19 protein-coding genes, 11 tRNA genes and 3 rRNA genes are annotated in these 23033 nt (G+C 35.5%); 26 read left to right on the top strand and 7 right to left on the bottom strand.

Going from position 1 to position 23033, the window contains the following annotated elements:
• Positions 1-8 precede the first annotated feature (8 nt).
• From H3N56_RS06575 to moaC, 6 genes are read left to right on the top strand one after another with little or no spacing between them, the layout of a single operon-like run.
• A complete protein-coding gene (locus tag H3N56_RS06575) occupies positions 9-740 on the top strand; it encodes a glycosyltransferase (RefSeq protein ID WP_185880432.1) in 732 nt (243 codons plus the stop codon).
• Positions 718-1992, top strand: coding sequence for a lipopolysaccharide biosynthesis protein (locus H3N56_RS06570; RefSeq protein WP_185880431.1), 1275 nt, complete (start codon positions 718-720; stop codon positions 1990-1992). The genes H3N56_RS06575 and H3N56_RS06570 overlap by 23 nt, the downstream gene beginning before the upstream one ends.
• Positions 1993-2010: 18 nt before the next feature.
• Positions 2011-2985 carry a UDP-glucose 4-epimerase GalE gene (gene galE / locus H3N56_RS06565; protein ID WP_185880430.1) on the top strand — a complete coding sequence of 325 codons (975 nt, stop codon included), beginning with the start codon at positions 2011-2013 and terminating at the stop codon, positions 2983-2985.
• A gap of 17 nt (positions 2986-3002) precedes the next feature.
• Positions 3003-3797 (top strand): YecA family protein, encoded by a 795-nt coding sequence (locus H3N56_RS06560; RefSeq protein WP_185880429.1) that lies wholly within the window; start codon positions 3003-3005, stop codon positions 3795-3797.
• A gap of 4 nt (positions 3798-3801) precedes the next feature.
• Positions 3802-4578 (top strand): hypothetical protein, encoded by a 777-nt coding sequence (locus H3N56_RS06555; RefSeq protein ID WP_185880428.1) that lies wholly within the window; start codon positions 3802-3804, stop codon positions 4576-4578.
• A 22-nt stretch (positions 4579-4600) separates the two neighbouring features.
• On the top strand, positions 4601-5068 hold the full coding sequence (gene moaC, locus H3N56_RS06550; RefSeq protein ID WP_185880427.1) for a cyclic pyranopterin monophosphate synthase MoaC: 468 nt from the start codon (positions 4601-4603) through the stop codon (positions 5066-5068).
• A gap of 44 nt (positions 5069-5112) precedes the next feature.
• Here the strand turns inward: moaC and H3N56_RS06545 are convergent, their stop codons facing one another.
• From H3N56_RS06545 to H3N56_RS06535, 3 genes are all read right to left on the bottom strand, one after another.
• Positions 5113-5436, bottom strand: coding sequence for a hypothetical protein (locus tag H3N56_RS06545; RefSeq protein WP_185880426.1), 324 nt, complete (start codon positions 5434-5436; stop codon positions 5113-5115).
• A gap of 75 nt (positions 5437-5511) precedes the next feature.
• On the bottom strand, positions 5512-6846 hold the full coding sequence (locus H3N56_RS06540; protein ID WP_185880425.1) for a DUF1576 domain-containing protein: 1335 nt from the start codon (positions 6844-6846) through the stop codon (positions 5512-5514).
• 30 nt (positions 6847-6876) lie between these two features.
• Positions 6877-7659, bottom strand: a complete 783-nt coding sequence (locus tag H3N56_RS06535; protein ID WP_185880424.1) for a transporter substrate-binding domain-containing protein — start codon at positions 7657-7659, stop codon at positions 6877-6879.
• Between the two features lie 203 nt (positions 7660-7862).
• On the opposite strand from H3N56_RS06535, the gene H3N56_RS06530 reads away from it, so the two are divergent.
• The 12 genes from H3N56_RS06530 to H3N56_RS06475 all read left to right on the top strand — a co-directional run bounded on the left by H3N56_RS06530 (position 7863) and on the right by H3N56_RS06475 (position 10376).
• Positions 7863-7949 (top strand) — tRNA-Leu (locus tag H3N56_RS06530).
• 9 nt (positions 7950-7958) lie between these two features.
• Positions 7959-8034 (top strand) — tRNA-Met (locus H3N56_RS06525).
• 21 nt (positions 8035-8055) lie between these two features.
• Positions 8056-8131, top strand: a tRNA-Gly gene (locus tag H3N56_RS06520).
• Between the two features lie 5 nt (positions 8132-8136).
• Positions 8137-8212: transfer RNA gene (locus H3N56_RS06515), tRNA-Lys, on the top strand.
• 3 nt (positions 8213-8215) lie between these two features.
• A tRNA-Arg gene (locus H3N56_RS06510) sits at positions 8216-8292 on the top strand.
• A gap of 15 nt (positions 8293-8307) precedes the next feature.
• Positions 8308-8384, top strand: a tRNA-Ile gene (locus H3N56_RS06505).
• 7 nt (positions 8385-8391) lie between these two features.
• A tRNA-Glu gene (locus H3N56_RS06500) sits at positions 8392-8466 on the top strand.
• A gap of 8 nt (positions 8467-8474) precedes the next feature.
• A tRNA-Ser gene (locus H3N56_RS06495) sits at positions 8475-8558 on the top strand.
• Between the two features lie 43 nt (positions 8559-8601).
• A tRNA-Phe gene (locus H3N56_RS06490) sits at positions 8602-8677 on the top strand.
• Positions 8678-8683: 6 nt separating this feature from the next.
• Positions 8684-8759: transfer RNA gene (locus tag H3N56_RS06485), tRNA-Val, on the top strand.
• Positions 8760-8767: 8 nt separating this feature from the next.
• Positions 8768-8844 (top strand) — tRNA-Asp (locus H3N56_RS06480).
• A gap of 80 nt (positions 8845-8924) precedes the next feature.
• A complete protein-coding gene (locus H3N56_RS06475) occupies positions 8925-10376 on the top strand; it encodes a flippase (RefSeq protein ID WP_185880423.1) in 1452 nt (483 codons plus the stop codon).
• Here the strand turns inward: H3N56_RS06475 and H3N56_RS06470 are convergent.
• The gene (locus tag H3N56_RS06470; protein WP_185880422.1) at positions 10355-11764 is read right to left on the bottom strand and encodes a helix-turn-helix domain-containing protein; all 1410 of its coding nucleotides are present in this window, start codon (positions 11762-11764) and stop codon (positions 10355-10357) included. The genes H3N56_RS06475 and H3N56_RS06470 overlap by 22 nt on opposite strands.
• Positions 11765-11896: 132 nt before the next feature.
• Here H3N56_RS06470 and aroC point away from each other — a divergent pair, with 132 nt between their 5' ends.
• From aroC to H3N56_RS06450, 4 genes are read left to right on the top strand one after another with little or no spacing between them, the layout of a single operon-like run.
• Positions 11897-12886 (top strand): chorismate synthase, encoded by a 990-nt coding sequence (gene aroC, locus H3N56_RS06465; RefSeq protein ID WP_185880421.1) that lies wholly within the window; start codon positions 11897-11899, stop codon positions 12884-12886.
• 9 nt (positions 12887-12895) lie between these two features.
• Positions 12896-13381 carry a dCMP deaminase family protein gene (locus H3N56_RS06460; RefSeq protein ID WP_185880420.1) on the top strand — a complete coding sequence of 162 codons (486 nt, stop codon included), beginning with the start codon at positions 12896-12898 and terminating at the stop codon, positions 13379-13381.
• A gap of 22 nt (positions 13382-13403) precedes the next feature.
• On the top strand, positions 13404-14159 hold the full coding sequence (locus H3N56_RS06455) for a shikimate dehydrogenase (protein ID WP_185880419.1): 756 nt from the start codon (positions 13404-13406) through the stop codon (positions 14157-14159).
• A 1-nt stretch (position 14160) separates the two neighbouring features.
• Complete coding sequence (locus H3N56_RS06450) at positions 14161-14514, top strand: hypothetical protein (RefSeq protein ID WP_185880418.1); 354 nt, start codon at positions 14161-14163, stop codon at positions 14512-14514.
• A 43-nt stretch (positions 14515-14557) separates the two neighbouring features.
• Here the strand turns inward: H3N56_RS06450 and H3N56_RS06445 are convergent, their stop codons facing one another.
• From H3N56_RS06445 to H3N56_RS06435, 3 genes are read right to left on the bottom strand one after another with little or no spacing between them, the layout of a single operon-like run.
• On the bottom strand, positions 14558-15361 hold the full coding sequence (locus tag H3N56_RS06445; RefSeq protein WP_185880417.1) for an ATP-binding cassette domain-containing protein: 804 nt from the start codon (positions 15359-15361) through the stop codon (positions 14558-14560).
• Positions 15361-16056, bottom strand: coding sequence for a GTP-binding protein (locus tag H3N56_RS06440; protein WP_185880416.1), 696 nt, complete (start codon positions 16054-16056; stop codon positions 15361-15363). The genes H3N56_RS06445 and H3N56_RS06440 overlap by 1 nt, the downstream gene beginning before the upstream one ends.
• Positions 16056-17201, bottom strand: coding sequence for an ABC transporter substrate-binding protein (locus H3N56_RS06435; protein WP_185880415.1), 1146 nt, complete (start codon positions 17199-17201; stop codon positions 16056-16058). Before H3N56_RS06435 ends, H3N56_RS06440 begins: the two co-directional genes overlap by 1 nt.
• Positions 17202-17301: 100 nt before the next feature.
• Between H3N56_RS06435 and H3N56_RS06430 the strand changes: the two genes are divergently transcribed.
• From H3N56_RS06430 to rrf, 4 genes are all read left to right on the top strand, one after another.
• Complete coding sequence (locus tag H3N56_RS06430) at positions 17302-17967, top strand: Crp/Fnr family transcriptional regulator (RefSeq protein ID WP_185880414.1); 666 nt, start codon at positions 17302-17304, stop codon at positions 17965-17967.
• A 198-nt stretch (positions 17968-18165) separates the two neighbouring features.
• Positions 18166-19679 (top strand): 16S ribosomal RNA (locus H3N56_RS06425).
• Between the two features lie 152 nt (positions 19680-19831).
• Positions 19832-22745: ribosomal RNA gene (locus H3N56_RS06420) — 23S ribosomal RNA — on the top strand.
• Between the two features lie 53 nt (positions 22746-22798).
• Positions 22799-22915: ribosomal RNA gene (gene rrf, locus H3N56_RS06415) — 5S ribosomal RNA — on the top strand.
• Together the 16S, 23S and 5S rRNA genes form the textbook arrangement of a ribosomal RNA operon.
• Positions 22916-23033 lie beyond the last annotated feature (118 nt).

Raw genomic sequence — 23033 nt, 5'->3', positions numbered from 1 at the left:
GGAAAAGTATGATACCCAAGAAACTTCACTATATCTGGTTGGGAAATGGGACAAGACCAAATATTATGGATATATGTATAAACTCATGGAGAGAGAAACTTCCTGAGTATGAAATAATAGAGTGGAATGAGGAAAATCTTGATTTTTACAAGGTTGTAGAATCCAATAGTTTTCTAAAAAAATGTTACGAGGAGAGACTTTGGGCCTTTCTTTCTGATTACTTTAGATTGCAAGTTCTAGCATCAGAAGGTGGAATATACTTAGATACCGATATGCAAATAATAAAATCACTTGATGATCTTTTAGATAATTTTGTTTTTTTAGGAAAAGAGAGCGAACATGAAGTGAGTGCTGGAATAATAGGAGCTGTTAAAAATCATCCCTTCATATTAAAAAGTTTAGAGTTTTATAAAGGGGAGATTTGGAATTCACCACACTATACGATACCAGCTATTTTACAGCATGTCCTAGATACAAATTCTGATTTGGATGTAAAATTATATCCACCTGATTATTTTTATCCGTACCATTTCACTGAAGAGTTTTCATATTCTTGTATAACTGAAAATACTCATGGGATACATTGGTGGGGAAAGAGCTGGCACGGTCAAAAGAAAAAGCTATACTTTTTAGAATTTAAGAGCTATAGAGGTTGGAAAAAAATGGTAATAGATACTTTGATATTTACAAAGTTATTGGAACCAGTGAGGACAGTTTATGAAAAATATATTAAAGGATAGAATATTTAGAAGTTTTATTAGCCTCTTTTCAGGGGATGCAATAGCTTCGGTTCTTTCAATCATATCTTTGACATTTATAACCAAAGGGATTGGAATGGAAAAGTATGGTTTTATAGTTTTGCTACAAGGTATAGCTGGTCTATTTGATGGTATTTTTAATTTTCAATCTTGGCAAGGGTTTATAAAGTTTTTTCCAGAGAGAAAAGATAATCCAGAAGAGTTGAAATCTCTTATAAAATTTAGTTATTTACAGGATATAATTACTGCGATTATAGCTTTTGGAGTTTTAAATATTTGTAAGAATATAGTTGGGAACTTCTACGAATTTACAAATGTTCAAATTGTGATGCTACAAATTTTTAGTATGTATATGGTCTTTAATATTCAGGGAACTCCGATTGGAATTTTAAGAAGTTACGATAGATTTGATGCTCTTAGAAATCAAAGGGCAATAGGTGGAATCGTGAACTTTATTCTACTAGGGGCTGGATATATTCTAAAGCAAGATACTCTATATTTTCTTGGAGCATATGCTATCTCTACAGTGTTTTCATCGGGGCTACTAAATTTTTATGCTCTTAGAGAGCTTAAAAAAAGAGGGATTTTAGATTTTTATAAAGTTCATTCTAAATTTGATAAAGAGTTTTTTAAATTCAATTGCTTTACAAATCTAAATTCAAGCTTAGATATTCCTATTCAGTATTTGGATAATCTTTTGGTTGGAAAGTATCTATCTTTGGAAGAGCTTGGAATATACAAAATATGTAAAACTGTGGCACTTGTCTTAGATAAGGTTGCTACTCCAGTTTACCAAATTTTATATCCATACTTTTGTAATGAGATAAAAGATGGAAGAAGTAAACAGATGTATAAAAAGCTTTATAAGATATCGGGACTTTTAGGGCTTGGGGTAATACTTATTCTAATTGGTCTAAATACAGTTGGGTTTTATATTTTAGGAAAATTCTTTGGAAGTGTTATACTAAACTATAAAACAGCTATAAATTTTTATCTTATAGCTAAGGGTATAGCCATAACATTTATAGGGATTCATCCCCTATTTTTGGCAAAGGGATATGTTAAGAAAGAAACTGTTATAATACTTGTAGCTAATGGTATATATTTAGTGGCTCTATTTCCACTACTAAAAGCTTTTGGACTTATGGGAGTTATAGGAGCGTATTTAATCCAAGTTATGTTAATAATTTTATTGAAAACATCAACAGTATATTATACAATTAAAGATAATTAAAACATTGGAGGGGCTACAATGGGAAAAATTTTAGTAACGGGTGGAGCTGGATATATCGGGAGTCATGCTACAGCAGAACTTTTAGATGCAGGATACGAAGTTATAGTTTTAGATAATTTAGAAAACGGGTATATGGATTTAGTTGATAGCCGTGCTAAATTTTATAAGGGAGATGTAAGAGTACCAGAGAGCTTTGAAATAGTGTTTAAAGAAAATGATATAGATGCTGTTATGCATTTTGCAGGATATATTAAAGTTGGAGAAAGCGTAGATGAACCTCTTAAATATTATGAAAATAATACTTATGGAGTTATGAATGTTTTAGAGATGATGAAGAAATATTCTGTAAAAAATATAGTATTTTCTTCAACAGCAGCAGTATACGGAGAGGTTAAGTGTGATGGATTAGTTCTTGAAGAATATCCAACAAATCCAATAAATCCATACGGTGCTAGTAAGCTTATGGCGGAAAGAATAATAATAGATTCTGCAAAAGCTTTTGGAATAAATTACTCAATATTTAGATATTTCAATGTAGGTGGAGCTCATGAAAAACACCACATTGGACAAAAAGGTGAAGGCGTTACAGCTCTTATCCCTATTCTACTTCAAGTAGCTAAAGGGGAAAGAAAGCAACTTGAGATATATGGAAATGATTACAATACTCCAGATGGAACTGGAATAAGAGATTATATCCACGTAGTAGATTTAGTTAGAGCACATATAGCGGCTCTGCCTGTACTTAAAGAAAATATAAGTGGAATCTACAATTTAGGAAATGGAAATGGATTCTCAGTACTTGAAATGTTGGAATCAGCAAGAAAAGTTACTGGTGAAGAAGTTAAAGCAGTATTTACTCCTAGAAGAGCTGGAGATCCAGCAGCAGTTGTAGCTTCAAGTCAAAAAGCTAGAGAGATTCTAGGATGGCAACCAACATATACAGATGTGTCTGTTATAATAGATACAGCTTGGAACTGGTATAAAAATTTATAAGAAGAAGGGTGAAAAACTTGAAATTAAGAGAAAAATTAAAAAAACTTACTAAAAAAGAACTGCTTGATAATTTATCAATATTTGAAATTAAAATGCCTCAATCTGCACTAAAGGATAAAATGATTGAAGGAGTAGCAGGATTTGTACAGAATAAAGAGAACAAAGATGTGGTTGAGAAAATAGAGAGAAAGGCAAAGCTTGTTAAAGCTATAGTAAACTTTTACGGTGTAATCAGTTTAGAAGACATAAGAATGGTCTTAGAAAAAAGTTTAAAGAGCTCAATAGAAGCAGAAGAACTTGAAAACTTTATAAACAACTTCTACATGATTAAAGGAAAGTTAAGCTATAACGAAGAGAAGAAGCTATACACATCTTTAAATGTTCAAGATGAACAACTTGATAAAATAATAGAAGAGATAAATAAAATGAAAACTCTTCACTATAATATCTTACCATTATCAGAACTACTTAGATATTCAGATAGAAACTATCTTGGGAAATTATCTGGAATGGAAAGAATAGAAAAATTAATAGGTGAAAAGAGATTTGCTAGACTTATAGTTGATACTAAAAACGATAATGTACCAGCAGATATATTCAAAAATATTTTCTCTGAAATTACTACTGAAACTAAAGAACAGGCTCAACAGCTAGCTGATGAAATTATGAAGTTTATGAATAATATCTATCTTTGGGTTTTAAAAGGACACAGCCCAAATGAGATAATGAGAAACTTCAAAGAGAAAAAAATTGGTAGAAATGACCCTTGTAAATGTGGAAGTGGAAAGAAATACAAAAAATGTTGTGGGTGATTTTATGTCATTAATAAAAGATATATTTGATATTATTAAAAAGAAACCAAAGGTGGAGGAGCCTGAGTTTAAATGTACAAATACAGAAACTCTGTGTATCCATATAAATCCTTTGCCGTGTGAACCAAATCCATTTTTTAGGTCAAAAGAAAGTTCTGCAAGATTTTTTTCTGATTTTGAGATTAGGGTAACAACAATTTATAGATATTATAATATGAACGATACATTCCTACGTGAATATCTTACAAAATCTCGTGAAGCTCTTCAATCAACGAAGAACAGTGGAGAAGAGTTTGATATGTACAGCAGTTGTTTTTTTATAAACAATAACTCATTTAAAGATATACATTATATGAGTGCTCTTATGAATCTTTATATGGCCTTTGAAACTTTACTTAAAAATGTTACAAAGGATGTAGCTTATGATAGCGGAGTTAAGATAGAGGAGATTCAAGAAAGAAATCTACCATATCTAAATAGTTATTTCTTCTTCTTAGAGGATAAATTCAAATCTAATCTTCAAATGACAAGTAAAGAAAAAGAATTTATAAATATAATAAGAAAAATTAGAAATGATTATTTACATGACTCTACTACAACTATTCCAGATGGAATGGAAAGAGATATAGTTAAACTTTTCAATCTTCGTGAGGGGAAAAGAATAACTGTAGATGATACACTTATAAATAATACTTTTGAGATATTTTGTCAAATTGGAGAAAAACTCCAAACAGCATATATAGCTTATAAAAAAATATATCTTAAAAACTATGTAAAGTAAAATTTAGTTGGAGGAGGGGCTCATGCTAACTCATTTTAATAAAGAGGGAAAAGCTGTTATGGTCGATGTTACAGAGAAGAATGAAACAGAGAGAGTTGCAGTTGCAGTTGGGAAAATTACAACAAATATCGAAACTTTAATGGTTATAAAAAATGGGACAGCTAGTAAGGGAGATGTTTTAGGTGTGGCAAGAGTTGCTGGAATCATGGCAGCAAAACGTACATCTGATTTGATACCTATGTGCCATCCACTATTTATAACAGGAGCGGATATAGCTTTTGAAATAGATGAGGAAAGTAGCTCAGTGTTAGCTACAGCTAGAGTTAAAACTTTTGGGAAAACAGGAGTAGAAATGGAAGCTTTAACTGCTCTTAACGTAGCTCTTTTAACAATTTACGATATGTGTAAGGCTATGGATAAGAGAATGCTTATTTCGGGTATCCATTTACAAACTAAGACTGGCGGAAAGTCAGGAGATTTCAAATACTAATATGAAAAGGGAGAGCAATAAGCTCTCCCTTTTATCATAATATCTTACGATATTTGTAATTCTTCTAATTCTTGAATATGTTTAAATTTGATTTTACATAAAGTGTTGTATTTTTCTACCCCTATAACTTCAACTACGAATTGATCTTCAGGTTTATTTTTATTAGTAAATTGTACGAACATTCTATCCTTTTCATCTTTGCTTTTTTTCCAACCAAGTAGTCTTGTAAATCTTGCATCATCCAAATCGAACTCTCTAGTAGTTTCTAGTTTCGAACCATTTTTACAGTTTTTAAAATACTCTTCATCACTCTTAAACGTTATTAGTTCTTCTCTTTTTAATTCGGTGATCTTTTTACTTGATTTCATTTTATGCTCCTATTTCTTTTATATAAATAATTGATTCTATTTATATTATACACCTTATTTTGTAATTTGCTTCTTTTAGTTTGCTTCTTCGTCATCTGTTTCAGAACGACGAATCAAATCATAGATGTGTTTTTGCTTTTCTAGGAACTTCATTCTACCCTTTTGATGTCTCTCGTTTATAGTGTTTATAACAGGTAACATAAATCCAGCAACTATACCAGCTGAGAATCCGTTGTTATATAAATTAAGTCCACCATGGATAATTCCAATACTTTGAACTACAGCAAAATGGAGCCATCCAGCAACGATTCCCCAGAATATTCCATAAACTCCAGCAATCGGAGCAAGAGACGTTCCAAATAGTCCTGAAAGGGCTATTATAAATCCATCATCACTTGAACCAAAGTGTGCAAGGTAAACTCCTAAGAGAATAGGTACAGTATTTAGAATATGTTTTCCAGCTGCTGCAAATCCAACTATTGTAAGAATACCAGCCAGAAGAGGACCATTTAAAGTTTCTCCTATTAGTATAGGATAAGCCATTGCAACAAATCCCATAATTCCCATATTTATAAATGTAAGTCCATATCCAAACTTAGATACAAAGTCAGCTCTAAGTCCAGTATCTTTAAGTAAAGATCTATAACCTTTGAAAGATCTCTCATTTATATAGTATCCAATTGCAATTAAAAGAATAAAAGTTAAACTGGCAATAAACTTTAATATTCCATCAAATTCTGTTGATATGATTCTTTGAGGAACCACAACAAATTTGTAAGATTTCATGATTGAAGCTAGAACTGCTCCAAGTATCCCACCAGTAAATCCTAAGTTGTAAAGGTTGAATCCTTCATGGAATCCAGCCATTTTCTTAGCTAGAGGAGTTACTATAAATCCTATTAGGACCCCTAAAACTAAGGCGTTGATATAGGCGAATTCATTGAACACATTTAAACTAAATGCTACCTCACTTATAAACGGAGCTAGAGCACTAGTAAAAGATATAGTTACAATTATATCTCTAAATTCAATTCCTTCATATTTAGCATAAAGTATTCCTCCGGCATATATTGGAAGAATATTTAAAATATTTTTTCCAAAGAACGAGAATCCATACACGGTAAAAAATGAGGCCAAAACTATTCCGGTCATTTTAACTCTTAAAAGTTTCATAAGTGTGAAGTTAAATATGAATATTAGAGTTGCATTTAAAAATGTAGCGCCAATTCCCCCTAAAACTAAAAAGTCAGTTATTAGGACTGTAGGGGATGTAATTATTTTAATAAATCCCTCTAAAACATTTTCTCCTCTTTCATATACATAAAGAGAAAAAAGTATTAAAACAAATCCAATTAGAATCGCAGACAAAGTATATATTCTTTTAGACCTGCTTCCTTTAAAATTATCCAAGTTAAAATCCTCCCCATGTTTATTAAATTGTTAGTTGATAAAGAAAGGTATTCCCTGTTCTTCGAATGCTTTTTTCTCTTCAGAAAGATATTTGTCAGCAAGTCTATCTAGACCGCCATCAGCTTTAAAATTAGTTATGAATTCATCTATCTTTTTTCCTAACTCTTTATCTTGTTTACGATAACCAATTCCCCAGTATTCAATTCTTGGTTGAAACTGGTCAAATAGAGGTGTAGTAGTTGATTTGTAATTTTGCCAGTTTCTATAGATAGAAAGAGGGTCATATACAAAAGCATCAACTTTACCCTGAGAAACTTCAAGTACAGCAGTTGTTTCTTTATCAAATACTAAAACTTCAGCATTTGGAAAATATTCTCTTGCTACTAAATGAGCAGTGGTTCCGCCTCTAACAGCAATCTTTTTTCCTTTTGTGTTTAAGTCTATAGGTTTTTGAATGCCAGATTTGTTGCTCACAAGAAGAGTTAGATATGACTTAGCGTATGGAACTGAAAAGTTGATAGCTTTTTCTCTTTCATCAGTTATTGTCATAGATGAAAGAATGATATCAATCTTTTTACTGATCAGTGATGGAATAAGTCCAGAATAAGACATATTCTCAATTTTAACAGGTCTGTTCAAATACTTTCCAAGTTCTTCTGCTAAATCTACAGAAAATCCGGTAGGATTGCCATCTATATCAGTAGTTTCAAATGGTGGATAGGATAGTTCCATTCCAACAACCAAAGGTTGTTCCTCTGACATAGCGAAAGAAAACAAAAAAAATGATAGAAGAATAGCGATAATTTTTTTCATCTAAAGCCCCCTTGAAGAGATTTTATAAAAGCTATATAGTTAAATAATAATGTACAAAACATTATAATGCAAGAACTCAAAAAAATATTTAAAAAAATATTTTAAAAAAAATAAAAAAACTTGTTGACAGAATATATTAATTGTGGTATTATTATATATGTCAGCGGGACAAAGCAACGGCAACGAAGCTTTCACCAATGTACGCCTGGGTGGCGGAATAGGTAGACGCACGGGACTTAAAATCCCGTGGTGGTTACACCGTGCCGGTTCGATTCCGGCCCCAGGCACCATATACATATCGCGGGGTAGAGCAGTTGGCAGCTCGTCGGGCTCATAACCCGAAGGTCATTGGTTCGAATCCAATCCCCGCCACCAAACAAACTTAATACACCATATGCGGGAATAGCTCAGATGGTAGAGCGTCAGCCTTCCAAGCTGAATGTCGCGAGTTCGATCCTCGTTTCCCGCTCCAAAAACGCGTTATTAGCTCAGATGGTAGAGCACACGACTTTTAATCGTGTTGTCACTGGTTCGAGCCCAGTATGACGCACCATATGTGTCTGTAGCTCAGTTGGATAGAGCAACGCCCTTCTAAGGCGTGGGTCAGGGGTTCGAATCCCTTCAGACACGCCATACATTTAAACCAACGGATCCATAGCTCAGTTGGTTAGAGCACTCGGCTCATAACCGAGTGGTCGCTGGTTCGACTCCAGCTGGATCCACCATACATTTGCCCCGTTCGTTCAACGGTTAGGACAATAGATTTTCACTCTATAAACAGGGGTTCGATTCCCCTACGGGGTACCATAAAGTGTGGAAGGCTATTCTAATTGGTAAGGAATCGGTCTTGAAAACCGACGTCGTAAGACTTCAGAGTTCGAGTCTCTGGCCTTCCGCCACTACTTTATAAGTACCTAGCAAATGTAAAAAGCATCTTAGGATGCCCTGATAGCTCAGTCGGTAGAGCAGGGGATTGAAAATCCCCGTGTCGGTGGTTCGATTCCGCCTCAGGGCACCACTATATGGAAGCATAGCTCAGTTGGGAGAGCACCTGCCTTACAAGCAGGGGGTCACAGGTTCAAGTCCTGTTGTTTCCACCATAAACATTGGGGGTGTAGCTCAGTTGGTTAGAGCGCATGCCTGTCACGCATGAGGTCGCGAGTTCGAGCCTCGTCACTCCCGCCATTGTTGATAATTCAAGATATACGAAAGTATATCTTTTTTTTTATACTTTTTAGGAATTCACAATTTTTTAGGGGGAAAAAATGTCTGTATCTAAAAATTATTTCTATAATGTTATGTTGATAATCAGTAATACTATATTTCCCATAATAACTTTTCCTTATGTTTCAAGGATTTTGATGCCAGAATATCTGGGTAAAGTTTATTTTGTTCAAGGAGTTGTAGCGTACTTTTTAATTTTAGCGGTACTCGGAGTTCCAAATTATGGAATAAGAGAACTTTCAAGAGCTAAGAGCGTCAAAGATTTTGATGAATTTAAAAAGATATATACTGAGATGCTAGTTATGTCAATTGGAAGTAGCATAATGTCACTGATACTTATGGTTATAGTTGTAAATCTCTATGGAAAATTTGCAGCTGAAAAATTAATTTTTTATATATTCGGAATTCAAGTTCTATTTGAATGCTTCCAGATAAATCACTATTTTATTGTTCAAGAAAATCATAAAAGAAGACTTATAAGATCTTTTGTAATTAGAATACTTTCATTAGGATTCTTATTCACATTTATAAAAAAGCCAAGTGACTATTATCTTTATGCTCTTTTACTTGTGGTTCCGGAAGTTATTGCAAGAATTATAGATGTGTATACTGAGAGAAAGCAGATTTGGTGGAACTGGGCAGAGCTAAATTTTAGAAGACATTATAAAAAAACTCTTCTAATTTTCCTATATATATTTACTATTGGAATTTATGGAAGTATTGATAGTACGATGCTTGGAATTATGGTTGGGGATACAGAGGTTGGACTTTATACAGCAGCTGTTAAAATGAATAGAATGGTTCTGCCAGTTATTTTATCTCTAGCAACTGTTTTATCTCCAAGAATAATAGGAGCTATTAAGAATAAAGATAAAGATAAGATATATTCCAATATGGACCTTTTCATAAACTTTGCATTTTTTATGGGGATACCTGTGACTGCACTTCTAATAATACTTGCTCCAGAACTTACAATACTTTTTTCGGGAGCTAGATTTGAAGGGTCAATTTTAACTATGCAAATCATGACACCTTCCCTTATATTCCTGGCGATAGGAACATTTATGGGTGGACAAGTAATGTTGCCAAACGACAAAGAAAGGGAGATACTTTATATCTCCCTGATAGGTGTTTTTATAAATATAGGTCTTAACTATTTCATGATTCCATCTCTTGCTAGAAACGGAGCTGCTCTTGCAACTCTAATAACAGAGGTTGTAATATCTCTTGTTAAGATTGGTAGAGTAAAATTTATATATGCTGATTATAAAATCATGACAAAGGATAGACTGTTCTCAGTTCTATCTGGAGTTTTAGCAACTGTTGCTGTTAGCTTTTGTCATTATAGACTCGATATATTCAGTCTATATGGAGATTTTATGACCCTTATATTTGTTGGATCTTTCTTTATGGTAGTTTATCTTTTAGGACTTCTTTTAACAAAGAATAAATTCCTATTTGAAGGGCTTAGCTACATAAAGAAACGATCATAGAGTCCACATAAAATAGTTTGAACATCTCTTTGATTCAGGGTTTCAGAGACTTTAAAAACTCTGCAATCTCCTGGATCACTGATGTGTTCTGTAGATATTATAAGGCTATCTTTGCTATTTGAACCAAAAATTTCAAAAAGGTATGTAGGTAAAATTTCAGTTATTTCGATGTTTAAGTTATTTTTGAGGTTTTTTACTATCATAGAACGAGCGAGAGATGTGTTGTTTGTAACGAGTACCGCATGGATGGAAGAACTATTTTGGAAGATGAAGTCTGTCAGAGGGTCCTTGAATACAGAATACACGTATGCGACATCCTCTTCAGGGTAGTTCGGGAAAATTTCTAATAATGTATTTCTTAAATGGTGGAAAAATTTAGAGTCTTCTTTTTCAGTCGCTTTTGAAAAAATTGCGATTTTATCTTTTCTTAGGAGAGTTTCTCCGATATGTGTAGCTAATCCTTCAATAAATGAATCTGAAAAATTATAGTTAAAATGGGTTCTTGCTTTTAGACTCTCTATAAAAAATTTAGTTTTTATATATAACTTATCTCTGTTAAAACTTCTGTGATTATCAATGATAATTTCTCTTATACTTTCAATCTCATAATCAAATAGTTTAATACCGATATCTAAGAAATTGTTTTTAATTTCAGCATGAACACTTTCAAATTTTGGTTTTAAACCCAATTCGTAATTTTCAGTTATAAATTCAGCTCTCAAAACATTCGAACACAGGATACAAAATATTCTGTCAAAATCTCGTTTCAAAAATTTACGCTTATATTCTGTTTCAAATTTTTTTAAAATCTCATTTAATTTAAATGGAGACACAACTTTTAAACAGTTTTGAATAGAACGTTTTAAATCTTGCTCCAAACTTGAGAAATTTAAACTTGTAGTTTTTAAAAGAGTTTCCATCAGTAGACGACGAATACTTCTTTCTTCTCCTATAAGCATAAGTTCACTAGGTGAGGAATATGTCGTTAGAATACCAGAGCTTTTTAAAAGTTTACTCGTTTCTCGTAAATCAAATTTTAATGTTTCTTTACTAAATTCCAAATGTTTTGATAACTCTGGAACGCTTATTTTATTTTCTGAAAGAATTCTTAATTGGATATAAAAAACTCTATTTTCTGGAGAAAGATTACTATAATCAGATATAATTTTAGAAAGATCTTTAAAACTTATGTCCAAATATAATTGATTATAAGAATTTTTCTGAATCATATTTAAATTATTACCTTTTAAAATATAATTTATGTTATCTATGTCATATCTTATCATTCTGGAGCTACAACTAAATTTTGCACAAATCTCTTTTAAAGTGTGTTTTGAACCATTAGAAAAAAAAGACAAAATTTCCAATCCTCTCTTATTGATAAACATGAAACTCCCCCCTTGAAGATAAAAATACCAATATAAAATAGTATTACCGATGTTATACAGAATAACTCTAAATTTCTTTTTTTTTTTTAACTTATGGATTAGAAATGATATAATGTAAATGAGGTGATTATAATGAATAGCTTTGGAAATATTTTTAGAGTTTCAATCTATGGTGAATCTCACGGCGAAGGAGTAGGCGTTTTAATAGATGGAATTCCAGCTGGAATATCTCTTTCAGTAGAAGATTTTCTAAAGGATTTATCTAAAAGAAAAGCTGGCGCCAAAGGAACTACTAAAAGAATAGAAAGTGATTATCCAGAAATATTATCTGGACTCTTCGATGGATATACAACGGGTGCTCCGATGAATATTCTTTTTAGAAATAACAATAAAGATTCAAAAGTATATAAAGATTTTAAAGCTCATCCAAGACCTGGGCATGCTGATTTTACTGCAACTTCTAAATATAGAGGATATAATGATATAAGAGGTGGTGGACATTTTTCTGGAAGAATAACTCTGGGGCTTGTAGCTGGTGGAGTGGTAGCTAAAAAAATTCTAGAGGGAATAAAATTTGAAACATCTTTAAAAACTCTTGGAAAGATGGATGAACTAGATGACAAACAACTCTTAGAAGATTACTTAGAAGAGATGACACTTTCCGGTGATTCTATTGGTGGAACTATAGGTTGTAAAGTTTATAATCTTCCAGTAGGACTTGGGGAACCATTCTTTGATTCAGTTGAATCTCTTATGGCTCACATGATGTTTTCAATTCCTGGTATTAAAGGAATAGAGTTTGGAGCTGGGTTTGAAGGTGTTAAAATGTTAGGGAGTTCTTTTAACGATAGATTTATAAATGAAAAAGGCGAAACAGATAGTAATAATAATGGTGGAGTCAACGGTGGAATTACAAATGGAAATGTTTTAGATTTTACAGTAGCAGTAAAACCGACATCTAGCATATTTGTTGTTCAGGATACATTTAATTTTTCAGAAAAAAAGATTGAATCTTTAAAAATACATGGAAGACACGATGTTGCTTTTGCTCTTAGAGTGCCAGTTGTTGTAGAAGCTGGGGCAGCTATTGTGTTAGCAGACTTATTTTTACAAAATAGATAGGAGGATTTTATGGGGAAACGTACAGATTATATAGATTGGGATGAATATTTTATGGGAGTTGCCATTCTTTCGGCAAAGCGTAGTAAAGACCCGGGGACTCAAGTTGGAGCTTGCATAGTTACTCCTGATAAAAGAATAGTTGGAGTTGGATATAACGGATTTCCAATGGGATGTTCTGATGAGGATTTTCCTTGGGATAGAGAGGGAGATTTTCTAGATACTAAATATCCTTTTGTTTGCCATGCTGAAGTAAATGCTATACTAAATAGTACGAAGAATCTAAAAGGTTGTACTCTATATGTAGACTTATTTCCATGTCATGAATGTGCAAAGAGTATAATTCAAAGTGGAATAGTTGAAATAGTGTATCTTTCAGATAAGTATGATGGGACAGATTCAGATATAGCTTCTAAGAGAATGCTATCGTCAGCAAAAGTACAACTTAGAAAATTAGAACCTAAATTTGACGAAATAGTATTAAATTTCAAATCTTAAAGTTTTAAAGGAGGAATTGGAAATGAGTCAAAAGAGATATGGATTGTTGGGTCGTGGGATAAGTTATAGTTACTCGCCCGAGATACATGCAAAAATCTTTTCAGAAAATGGAATAGATGCTACATATTCGATTCTTGATTTAACAGAGAGTGCTATACCAGATATTATAAGGGAACTTAGAGAGGGAAGAATACATGGTATAAATGTAACAATTCCTTATAAGCAGATAATAATGGAATATTTAGATGAAATAGATTCTTTAACTATTAAAATTGGAGCTATAAACACAGTTTCAGTTAAAAATGGAAGATTGATTGGACATAATACAGACTATAATGGATTTTTAGAAACTGTTAAAACTATGGGTCTGGATTGTAATGGGAAAACGGCCGTGATTCTTGGAACGGGTGGTTCTGCAGCAGCTTGCGTTAGAGTTTTACAAGAATTAGGAGCAAAAGTAATCTTGATTTCAAGAACTCCTAAAGATATAAAGAGAATCTTTTTAAAAGAAGATGTAAGATCATACGAAGATTTAAAAGATATAAAGGGATATCTAATTGTGAATGCAACTCCTATTGGAGGAAAAAATTCTATTGATCAATCACCGGTTAGTAAAGAGATAGTAGAAAACTTTGAAAATGCAATAGATTTAATATATAATCCAGAAGTAACAAAGTTTTTAAGTTATAGCAAAAATGGAAAAAATGGAAAAGAGATGCTTACAAAACAAGCCTTAGCAACGGAAGAAATTTGGCAAGAAAGAAAACTAGGAGTGTAAAATGAAAAAAATTATAATCAAATGTCCAAAATGTGGCGGAAAAATGAGAATTAACGATCAAGTGGCAAAGTATAGATGTCCAAGCTGTAAAGAGGTCTATAAATTTAATCACTTTAGAAGATTAATCTCTAAGATAACTGGATTCTTTAAGGGGATTGGACAAACTTGCGTAGATATAAAAAATAATATTCAATATAAATATAAGACAGCAAAATCTACATATAGCTATATGAAGCAGATGAAGCAACATATGAAAAAAGATCCGAATTGGTCAAATTACCATAAGGAACAAAGAGAAGAGAAAAGAATGAAGGATGCTCAGAAACCAAGATTTTGGGATAAATTCAAAAAATAGAGAGTAAAATGAAAAGAGAGTGACTTAAAAATCACTCTCTTTTTTACATATCTATCAGTTCTAGTTTTTCTCCGTATCTAAGTTTATTTCTCATATCTTGGAATACGAAATCCAACTTTTGAAGTTCACCCAGTATATCTTTTTCATCCTGTGAAATCTCCATAACTTTACTTATTCCACCATTTTGGATAATGATTCTCTTATCTCCCATCAGTGCTAAAATTGGGTCGTGAGTTGCCATGAGAACAATCTTGTCATGACCAACCAACAAATCAAGAGCTTTTTTTCTATCTATTCCAGCATTTTCAATCTCATCTATTAGAACAATTGGTGAACTACTTAAAATTGCTGTATCTGCAATCATAAGAGCACGAGATTGTCCTCCACTTAAACTTGTGATAGGAGTCGACATCTTAAATTTTTCTCCAGCTAGTTCATTTGCTTTATTAAATATTTTCTCAACAATTTCTTCTCTATTTTCTACAAGTCTACTCTCGGCATGTAAATTTATAAATTCTTCCACAGATAAATCCATAACAAAATTCATGTTTTGTGATAGCTGAGCAACTAGTTTTGAACTTGGAGAGAATCTTTTTTTAGAATCCATAGGTTTTCCATTTACTAGCACAGTTCTTTTTGTAGGTGTATCAGCTTGAGCTCCCCATTCAATATCACCCAGAAGTCTACTTTTTCCAGAGCCAGTCGGTCCAACTATTGAGATAATTTCACCTGCATTTATTGTAAATGTTTCAAAGTTTTCTTTTTCTCCAAGTTTATTATACCCAGGAAGAATAGTGATACTTTCAACTTTTTCTTCTGTAATTCCTAATATATCTAAAAGATCCATTATTTTTCCTCCAAATCTATTTTTCTAATATTTCCCATCTGATAAGAGTTTCCAATTCTAGTTTCTCCTAGACAGTATGAACATACAGCTGATGGAACTGAAAAACGAAGCTTTCTTTCTACGACTGTATCAATTTCTTCATTATTTTCCATGATAAGAGTAGAAAACTCATATGTACCTTGTCCAGTTAATCCATTGATATTCATAATTGCAGCTCTTGGATTTACACTTTGAACTCTTGATGCAAAGATTTCTCTTTCAGCTTGAGAAACTATATCTCCTTTTGTGATTACAACTATATCTGCTGTTTTTAACATAGGTCCAATTTTTTTAGGAGTATTTATTCCACTCAAATTATCAATTACACAAATTGCTTTTATATCTTGGATATAAGGAGAACATCTATTACAAAGTCCAGCACTTTCAGAAATTAACATATCCAGTCCCTCTTTGATTCCCCATTGTACTACTTCTTCTATATTACTTACGAAAAAGTGATCAGGGCAAACTGAACCAGAAAGTCCTTTTTTTACAGGAACTCCAATTTTTTCATATAAAATATCATCATCAGTATGTAAACAATCAAATTTTACAACTCCAATTTTTAATCCTCTATCTCTTAAACTTTCTATAGTCTTAATAATTAGGGATGTTTTTCCAGAAGATGGAGGTCCAGAAACAGTTATTAGATTCATTATGCTCTCACTCCTTCATTAAATATCTCTTCACAATGTTTAATTAATTTTCCGATATCATTATTATAGATATAATCCCATCCAACCCACATCATAGGTTTTCCACTAGTTGGATTTTTAACATTTGGATTTACACTTGGGAAAAGCCCCTGTTGAGAGATTATATTTCCAACAGCTTCTCCACTCATAAACTCAGCAATTTTTTTAAGCTCTTTTTCTTTACTCTTCTTAGTTAGCATAAATATTGGAGAGATAATTGCTCCCTCTTCAGGCCAAACAACACTCATAGGGCCATCTTCTTTTATCATTTTAGAGAAGAAATATGGCATTATAGTTATAGCTGGACCATTTGAACCAACCATTTGAGCCGGATGCATGCTCTCTAAAAGGTTATTTCCTAAAGCTCTAACTCCCTCTTCACCAAAGTTTTTATATATGTTTACAAGTATTGCATTGAATAAATCAAAATCAGCAATAGGAAGAGAAACTGATTTTTTAAACTTTGGATCTAAAATATCTTTCCAAGATGTAGGCATAGGTCTATCTCCAATTATATCTTTATTTACTAAAAATATTGCTGGAACAACACCTAACATAGAATAATCACCATGTGGATCTTTTAGTGAGATAGTTTCATTTTCAAAATCAGAGTTATATTTTTCAATACCAGTTATATCTTTAAATAGTCCTTCAGCTTTAAATTTTCCCATACGTTCCTTTTCAAAGAACAGATCGAACCCAGCTGAGATAAACATATCTGCTAAATTATTTAAGTCCAACCAAGCCAGTCCAGAAGAGGCAGCTTTTAATTCATAATTTACATTTATATCTGGATTGCTATCTAAGAATTTTTTAAATCCTTCTAAAAGTGGGATTCTAACTGGACATGGCAGAAGTCCCATAAGAGAAACAGCGTCCTCTTTATTTTTTCTTGGTTCTGTAGTTATAGATTCTTCGATAAGAGCCATGAAACTATTTAAATCAGCTTTTTTTAATTTTAAAGCTTCACGTAAAGTTATTTTTTCTAAAACTTCTAAGACTCTTTCGTCGTCTAAACCTTTGAAACCGTTATTTGTAAAAACATCTATACTTTCGGGGAATTTTTCTAAAATTTCTCTTATATTCATATCTGCATTAATGTGCATAATTTAACCTCCTAAAATTTACTACGTTTTATTTTATACTTGATTATAACCTAAAAAAAAGATAAAATTCAGTATCTTATGTTACGGAGGAGAAAAAAATATGACAATGTATGAAAAGCTTGAGAATAGTTCTCTCTTTAAAGGGTTAACTTCTGAAGAGATAAAATTGGCAATAAATTCTATAAAATATTCTCTTACTAACTATAAGGTGGGAGAGACTGTTGTGTTTAGAGGCGACAATGTAAATGGGTTCTATATAAATATAAGAGGAATAGTTACAGCAGAAATGTTAAAAGCTACCGGACAAATTCAAAAGATAGAGGATTTGGAGGAGGGAACTGTTGCAGCGTCAGCTTTTATATTTGGAAAAGAAAATATTTTCCCAGTTGATTTAGTTACTAAGACTCAAGTTGAGATGATGTATATAGACAAGAGTGAAGTTTTAAAACTATTTACTATTAATAAGATAATACTTGAGAACTATTTGGATGAGATTTCAAATAAAGCTCAGTTTTTATCAAAAAAATTATGGAGCTTATTTAATAATAGAACTATAAAAGAGAAGATAGATGAGTATATTAAAAGTAGAAATAGAAATAATATAGTAATTTTTCATGTTTCATTAAAAGAGTTAGCAGATATTTTTTCAGTTAGTAGACCATCATTATCTAGGGTTTTGAGTGAGTATGTAGAAGAGGGAATCCTTGAAAGACAAGGGAAAAATAGATATAGAGTATTGGATAGCAATTATTTTGAAAAAGAATAATTAAAATAAATTAAAAAAGTTGTTGACGAGAGATGTAGTTTGTGATATTATAATATTTGTTCAGCGGAAAACGCAACGAACGAAAAACAAAACAAACAAATAGGACATTAGCAACCGAATAGAGAAAGATAGTCAAAAGTTATGCAATAACAACCATTAAATGGTGTACATTAAGTCGTAAGACTTTAAAAATATATTTGAATGAAGAGTTTGATCCTGGCTCAGGATGAACGCTGACAGAATGCTTAACACATGCAAGTCGACTTGAAGTTCTTCGGAATGGAAAGTGGCGGACGGGTGAGTAACGCGTAAAGAATTTGCCTTTTAGTCTGGGACAACTGTTGGAAACGACAGCTAATACCGGATATTATGAGTTTCTCGCATGGGATTCTTATGAAAGCTATATGCGCTAGAAGAGAACTTTGCGTTCCATTAGCTAGTTGGTGGGGTAATGGCCCACCAAGGCGACGATGGATAGCCGGCCTGAGAGGGTGAACGGCCACAAGGGGACTGAGACACGGCCCTTACTCCTACGGGAGGCAGCAGTGGGGAATATTGGACAATGGGCCACAAGCCTGATCCAGCAATTCTGTGTGCACGATGAAGGTTTTAGGATCGTAAAGTGCTTTCAGTTGGGAAGAAAAAAATGACGGTACCAACAGAAGAAGCGACGGCTAAATACGTGCCAGCAGCCGCGGTAATACGTATGTCGCAAGCGTTATCCGGATTTATTGGGCGTAAAGCGCGTCTAGGCGGATTAGTAAGTCTGATGTTAAAATGCGGGGCTCAACTCCGTATTGCGTTGGAAACTGCTAGTCTAGAGTACTGGAGAGGTGGGCGGAACTACAAGTGTAGAGGTGAAATTCGTAGATATTTGTAGGAATGCCGATAGAGAAGTCAGCTCACTGGACAGATACTGACGCTGAAGCGCGAAAGCGTGGGGAGCAAACAGGATTAGATACCCTGGTAGTCCACGCCGTAAACGATGATCACTAGGTGTTGGGGGTCGAACCTCAGCGCCCAAGCTAACGCGATAAGTGATCCGCCTGGGGAGTACGTACGCAAGTATGAAACTCAAAGGAATTGACGGGGACCCGCACAAGCGGTGGAGCATGTGGTTTAATTCGACGCAACGCGAGGAACCTTACCAGCGTTTGACATCCCAAGAAGTTTCCAGAGATGGAGATGTGCCGGCTTGCCGGAACTTGGTGACAGGTGGTGCATGGCTGTCGTCAGCTCGTGTCGTGAGATGTTGGGTTAAGTCCCGCAACGAGCGCAACCCCTTTTGTATGTTGCTACCATTAAGTTGAGCACTCATGCGATACTGCCTGCGACGAGCAGGAGGAAGGTGGGGATGACGTCAAGTCATCATGCCCCTTATACGCTGGGCTACACACGTGCTACAATGGGCAGTACAGAGAGTCGCCAACCCGCGAGGGTGAGCTAATCTCTTAAAGCTGTTCTTAGTTCGGATTGTACTCTGCAACTCGAGTACATGAAGTTGGAATCGCTAGTAATCGCAAATCAGCTATGTTGCGGTGAATACGTTCTCGGGTCTTGTACACACCGCCCGTCACACCACGAGAGTTGGTTGCACCTGAAGTGGCAGGCCTAACCCGTAAGGGAGGGATGTTCCTAAGGTGTGATTAGCGATTGGGGTGAAGTCGTAACAAGGTATCCGTACGGGAACGTGCGGATGGATCACCTCCTTTCTAAGGAGACTACAATCTTTCTCTATTCGATTGATGATGTTCTATCATCAACTTTGGACATTGGAAACTATATAGTAGATATTGAGAGAATAATTAACAAATAACTAACAATTCAAATAATCTTTGAGTAGTTAGTCTGTCAAATAAAAATAGGTTAAGATATTAAGGGCACATGAAGGATGCCTTGGTAGTAAGAGCCGATGAAGGACGTGGTAAGCTGCGATAAGCCTAGAGGAGTTGCAATCGAACATTGATTCTAGGATTTCCGAATGGAGAAATCTGCTAAGATGGAGTCTTAGCACGAAAGAGGGAACCGCGTGAACTGAAACATCTAAGTAACGCGAGGAAAAGAAAGTAAAAACGATCCCCTAAGTAGCGGCGAGCGAACGGGGGTGAGCCTAAACCATATACATGTCAAGGTTACAGCCGTTGTGTATATGGGGTAGCGGGATAGTCTCTAGAAAGTCTGTAAAGCTTTCAGCATTTTGAAACACCGAACTGGAAGAACTTGGAAAAGTTCGCCGTAGAGGGTGATAGCCCCGTACAGGTAACCTGTTTCAAATGCGTAACTAATCCCAAGTAGCACGGAACACGAGGAATTCTGTGTGAATCAGCGAGGACCATATCTCGTAAGGCTAAATACTCTTACTAACCGATAGCGCATAGTACCGTGAGGGAAAGGTGAAAAGAACCCCGGGAGGGGAGTGAAATAGAACCTGAAATCATGTGCTTACAAGCGGTCAGAGCCCTTCGGGGTGATGGCGTGCCTTTTGGAGAATGATCCTGCGAGTTACGTTCAGTGGCAAGGTTAAGTTTAACGGAGCCGAAGGGAAACCGAGTCTGAATAGGGCGACATAGTCGCTGGGCGTAGACGCGAAACCTGGTGATCTAAGCCTGTCCAGGGTGAAGCTGTGGTAAGACACAGTGGAGGCCCGAACTCACCGCCGTTGAAAAGTTGGGAGATGAGGTAGGTTTAGGGGTGAAAAGCCAATCGAACCAGGAGATAGCTCGTTCTCTCCGAAATGCATTTAGGTGCAGCCTTGAGTGTTCAATTATGGGGGTAGAGCACTGAATGATCTAGGGGGCATATTGCTTACCGAAATCAATCAAACTCCGAATACCATAATTTAAGAGCTCAGGAGTGAGACTATGGGAATTAACTTCCATGGTCAAAAGGGAAACAACCCAGACCACCAGCTAAGGTCCCTAATTATAACTAAGTGGGAAAGGAGGTGGAGATTCACAAACAACCAGGAGGTTGGCTTAGAAGCAGCCATACCTTTAAAGAGTGCGTAATAGCTCACTGGTCGAGAGTCTCTGCGCCGACAATGTAACGGGGCTAAGTTATAAACCGAAGCTGTGGAATTGCGTAAGCAATTGGTAGGAGAGCGTTCTGTAGGCCGTTGAAGGAGAAGCGTAAGCGACTCTGGAGGTATCAGAAGTGAGAATGCAGGAATAAGTAGCGAGAATGGGAGCGAGAATCTCCCACGCCGGAAGACCAAGGGTTCCAGGGTAAAGTTTGTCTTCCCTGGGTAAGCCGGGTCCTAAGCCGAGGCTATAATGCGTAGGCGAATGGAAAACAGATTAATATTTCTGTGCCACTGATATTGAGTGATGGAGGGACGCAGGAGGTTATGCACGCTGGCGAACGGAAGTGCCAGTGTAAGCGTGTAGGGTGGTCTCGTAGGAAAATCCGCGAGACTAGATCTGAGGCGTGATACGGAGTCGTAAGATGAAGGTGCAAATACCACACTGCCGAGAAAAGCTTCTAAGCGTTTAAAGATATTAGTGCCCGTACCCCAAACCGACACAGGTGGTCAGGATGAGAAATCTAAGGCGGACAGGCTAACTCTCGTTAAGGAACTCTGCAAAATTGCCCCGTAACTTCGGGAGAAGGGGTGCCTTTCATGGTCAGCGAACACGCGTCGCAAAGCTGTGAGAGGCCGCAGTGAAGAGTCTCAGGCGACTGTTTAACAAAAACACAGGTCTATGCTAAGCTGTAAGGCGATGTATATGGGCTGACACCTGCCCAGTGCCGGAAGGTTAAGAGGAGGAGTGAGAGCTCCGAATTGAAGCCCCGGTGAACGGCGGCCGTAACTATAACGGTCCTAAGGTAGCGAAATTCCTTGTCGGGTAAGTTCCGACCTGCACGAATGGTGTAACGATCTGAGAGCTGTCTTGACGGGAGGCCTGGTGAAATTGTATTATCGGTGAAGATACCGATTACCTGCAGTAGGACGGAAAGACCCCATGGAGCTTTACTGTAGCTTGGTATTGGGTTTTGGTGTCGTATGTATAGGATAGTTGGGAGACTATGATGCGTGGTCGCTAGATTACGCGGAGTCAACGGTGGAATACCAACCATACTACATCGAAATTCTAATCTGAGGTTTGTACCCTCGGAGACAGTGCTAGGTGGGCAGTTTGACTGGGGCGGTCGCCTCCGAAAGAGTAACGGAGGCGTTCAAAGGTTCCCTCAGGTTGGATGGAAATCAACCGGAGAGTGCAATGGCAGAAGGGAGCTTAACTGCGAGACTGACGGGTCGAGCAGGTGCGAAAGCAGGACATAGTGATCCGGCGATTCCGAATGGAAGGGTCGTCGCTCAACGGATAAAAGCTACCCTGGGGATAACAGGCTGATTCTACCCGAGAGTCCATATCGACGGTAGAGTTTGGCACCTCGATGTCGGCTCATCGCATCCTGGGGCTGGAGAAGGTCCCAAGGGTTGGGCTGTTCGCCCATTAAAGCGGTACGTGAGCTGGGTTCAGAACGTCGTGAGACAGTTCGGTCCCTATCCACTGTAGGCGTTAGAATATTGAGAAGATCTGTCCTTAGTACGAGAGGACCGGGATGGACAAACCTCTGATGTACCAGTTGTCACGCCAGTGGCACAGCTGGGTAGTCACGTTTGGAACAGATAACCGCTGAAAGCATCTAAGCGGGAAACTGACTTCAAGATAAGTATTCTTTAAGACACCTTCGAGACTAGGAGGTTGATAGGTTGGGGGTGTAAGAGTAGCGATACTTTTAGCTGACCAATACTAATATGTCGAAGTTTTAACCTAATAAATCTCAACTACTATATAGTTTCAAGTGTTCCAAAGACATTTGAATATTGATTGGCAACGATAGCTATGAGGGTACACCCAGTAACATTTCGAACCTGGAAGTTAAGCTCATATACGCTGAAAGTACTTGGGGGGCAGCCCCCTGGGAGGATAAGTAGTTGCCAATCTTTTTTTTATTTTTTGGAATTTTTTGTATTTTTTTGTAAGTTAAAAAACCTTCAAAAATTGTGAAAGATACTTGGAAAAGGATTCTTTTCAATTTTACTGAATACCCATTTCGTAGAT

The organism is Cetobacterium sp. 2A, from assembly GCF_014250685.1.
GTDB lineage: Bacteria > Fusobacteriota > Fusobacteriia > Fusobacteriales > Fusobacteriaceae > Cetobacterium.
The sequence above is the reverse complement of the archived record's forward strand: the minus strand, read 5'-3'. Positions and strand labels throughout refer to the sequence as shown.

Coding starts and splice junctions, on each gene's coding strand:
- H3N56_RS06570 (WP_185880431.1), top strand. CDS start 718: ATGAAAAATATATTAAAGGATAGAATATTTAGAAGTTTTATTAGCCTC.
- H3N56_RS06545 (WP_185880426.1), bottom strand. CDS start 5,436: ATGAAATCAAGTAAAAAGATCACCGAATTAAAAAGAGAAGAACTAATA.
- H3N56_RS06475 (WP_185880423.1), top strand. CDS start 8,925: ATGTCTGTATCTAAAAATTATTTCTATAATGTTATGTTGATAATCAGT.
- H3N56_RS06430 (WP_185880414.1), top strand. CDS start 17,302: ATGACAATGTATGAAAAGCTTGAGAATAGTTCTCTCTTTAAAGGGTTA.
- H3N56_RS06535 (WP_185880424.1), bottom strand. CDS start 7,659: ATGAAAAAAATTATCGCTATTCTTCTATCATTTTTTTTGTTTTCTTTC.
- H3N56_RS06555 (WP_185880428.1), top strand. CDS start 3,802: ATGTCATTAATAAAAGATATATTTGATATTATTAAAAAGAAACCAAAG.
- moaC (WP_185880427.1), top strand. CDS start 4,601: ATGCTAACTCATTTTAATAAAGAGGGAAAAGCTGTTATGGTCGATGTT.
- H3N56_RS06575 (WP_185880432.1), top strand. CDS start 9: ATGATACCCAAGAAACTTCACTATATCTGGTTGGGAAATGGGACAAGA.
- H3N56_RS06455 (WP_185880419.1), top strand. CDS start 13,404: ATGAGTCAAAAGAGATATGGATTGTTGGGTCGTGGGATAAGTTATAGT.
- H3N56_RS06450 (WP_185880418.1), top strand. CDS start 14,161: ATGAAAAAAATTATAATCAAATGTCCAAAATGTGGCGGAAAAATGAGA.
- H3N56_RS06470 (WP_185880422.1), bottom strand. CDS start 11,764: ATGTTTATCAATAAGAGAGGATTGGAAATTTTGTCTTTTTTTTCTAAT.
- H3N56_RS06445 (WP_185880417.1), bottom strand. CDS start 15,361: ATGGATCTTTTAGATATATTAGGAATTACAGAAGAAAAAGTTGAAAGT.
- H3N56_RS06460 (WP_185880420.1), top strand. CDS start 12,896: ATGGGGAAACGTACAGATTATATAGATTGGGATGAATATTTTATGGGA.
- H3N56_RS06440 (WP_185880416.1), bottom strand. CDS start 16,056: ATGAATCTAATAACTGTTTCTGGACCTCCATCTTCTGGAAAAACATCC.
- galE (WP_185880430.1), top strand. CDS start 2,011: ATGGGAAAAATTTTAGTAACGGGTGGAGCTGGATATATCGGGAGTCAT.
- H3N56_RS06435 (WP_185880415.1), bottom strand. CDS start 17,201: ATGCACATTAATGCAGATATGAATATAAGAGAAATTTTAGAAAAATTC.
- aroC (WP_185880421.1), top strand. CDS start 11,897: ATGAATAGCTTTGGAAATATTTTTAGAGTTTCAATCTATGGTGAATCT.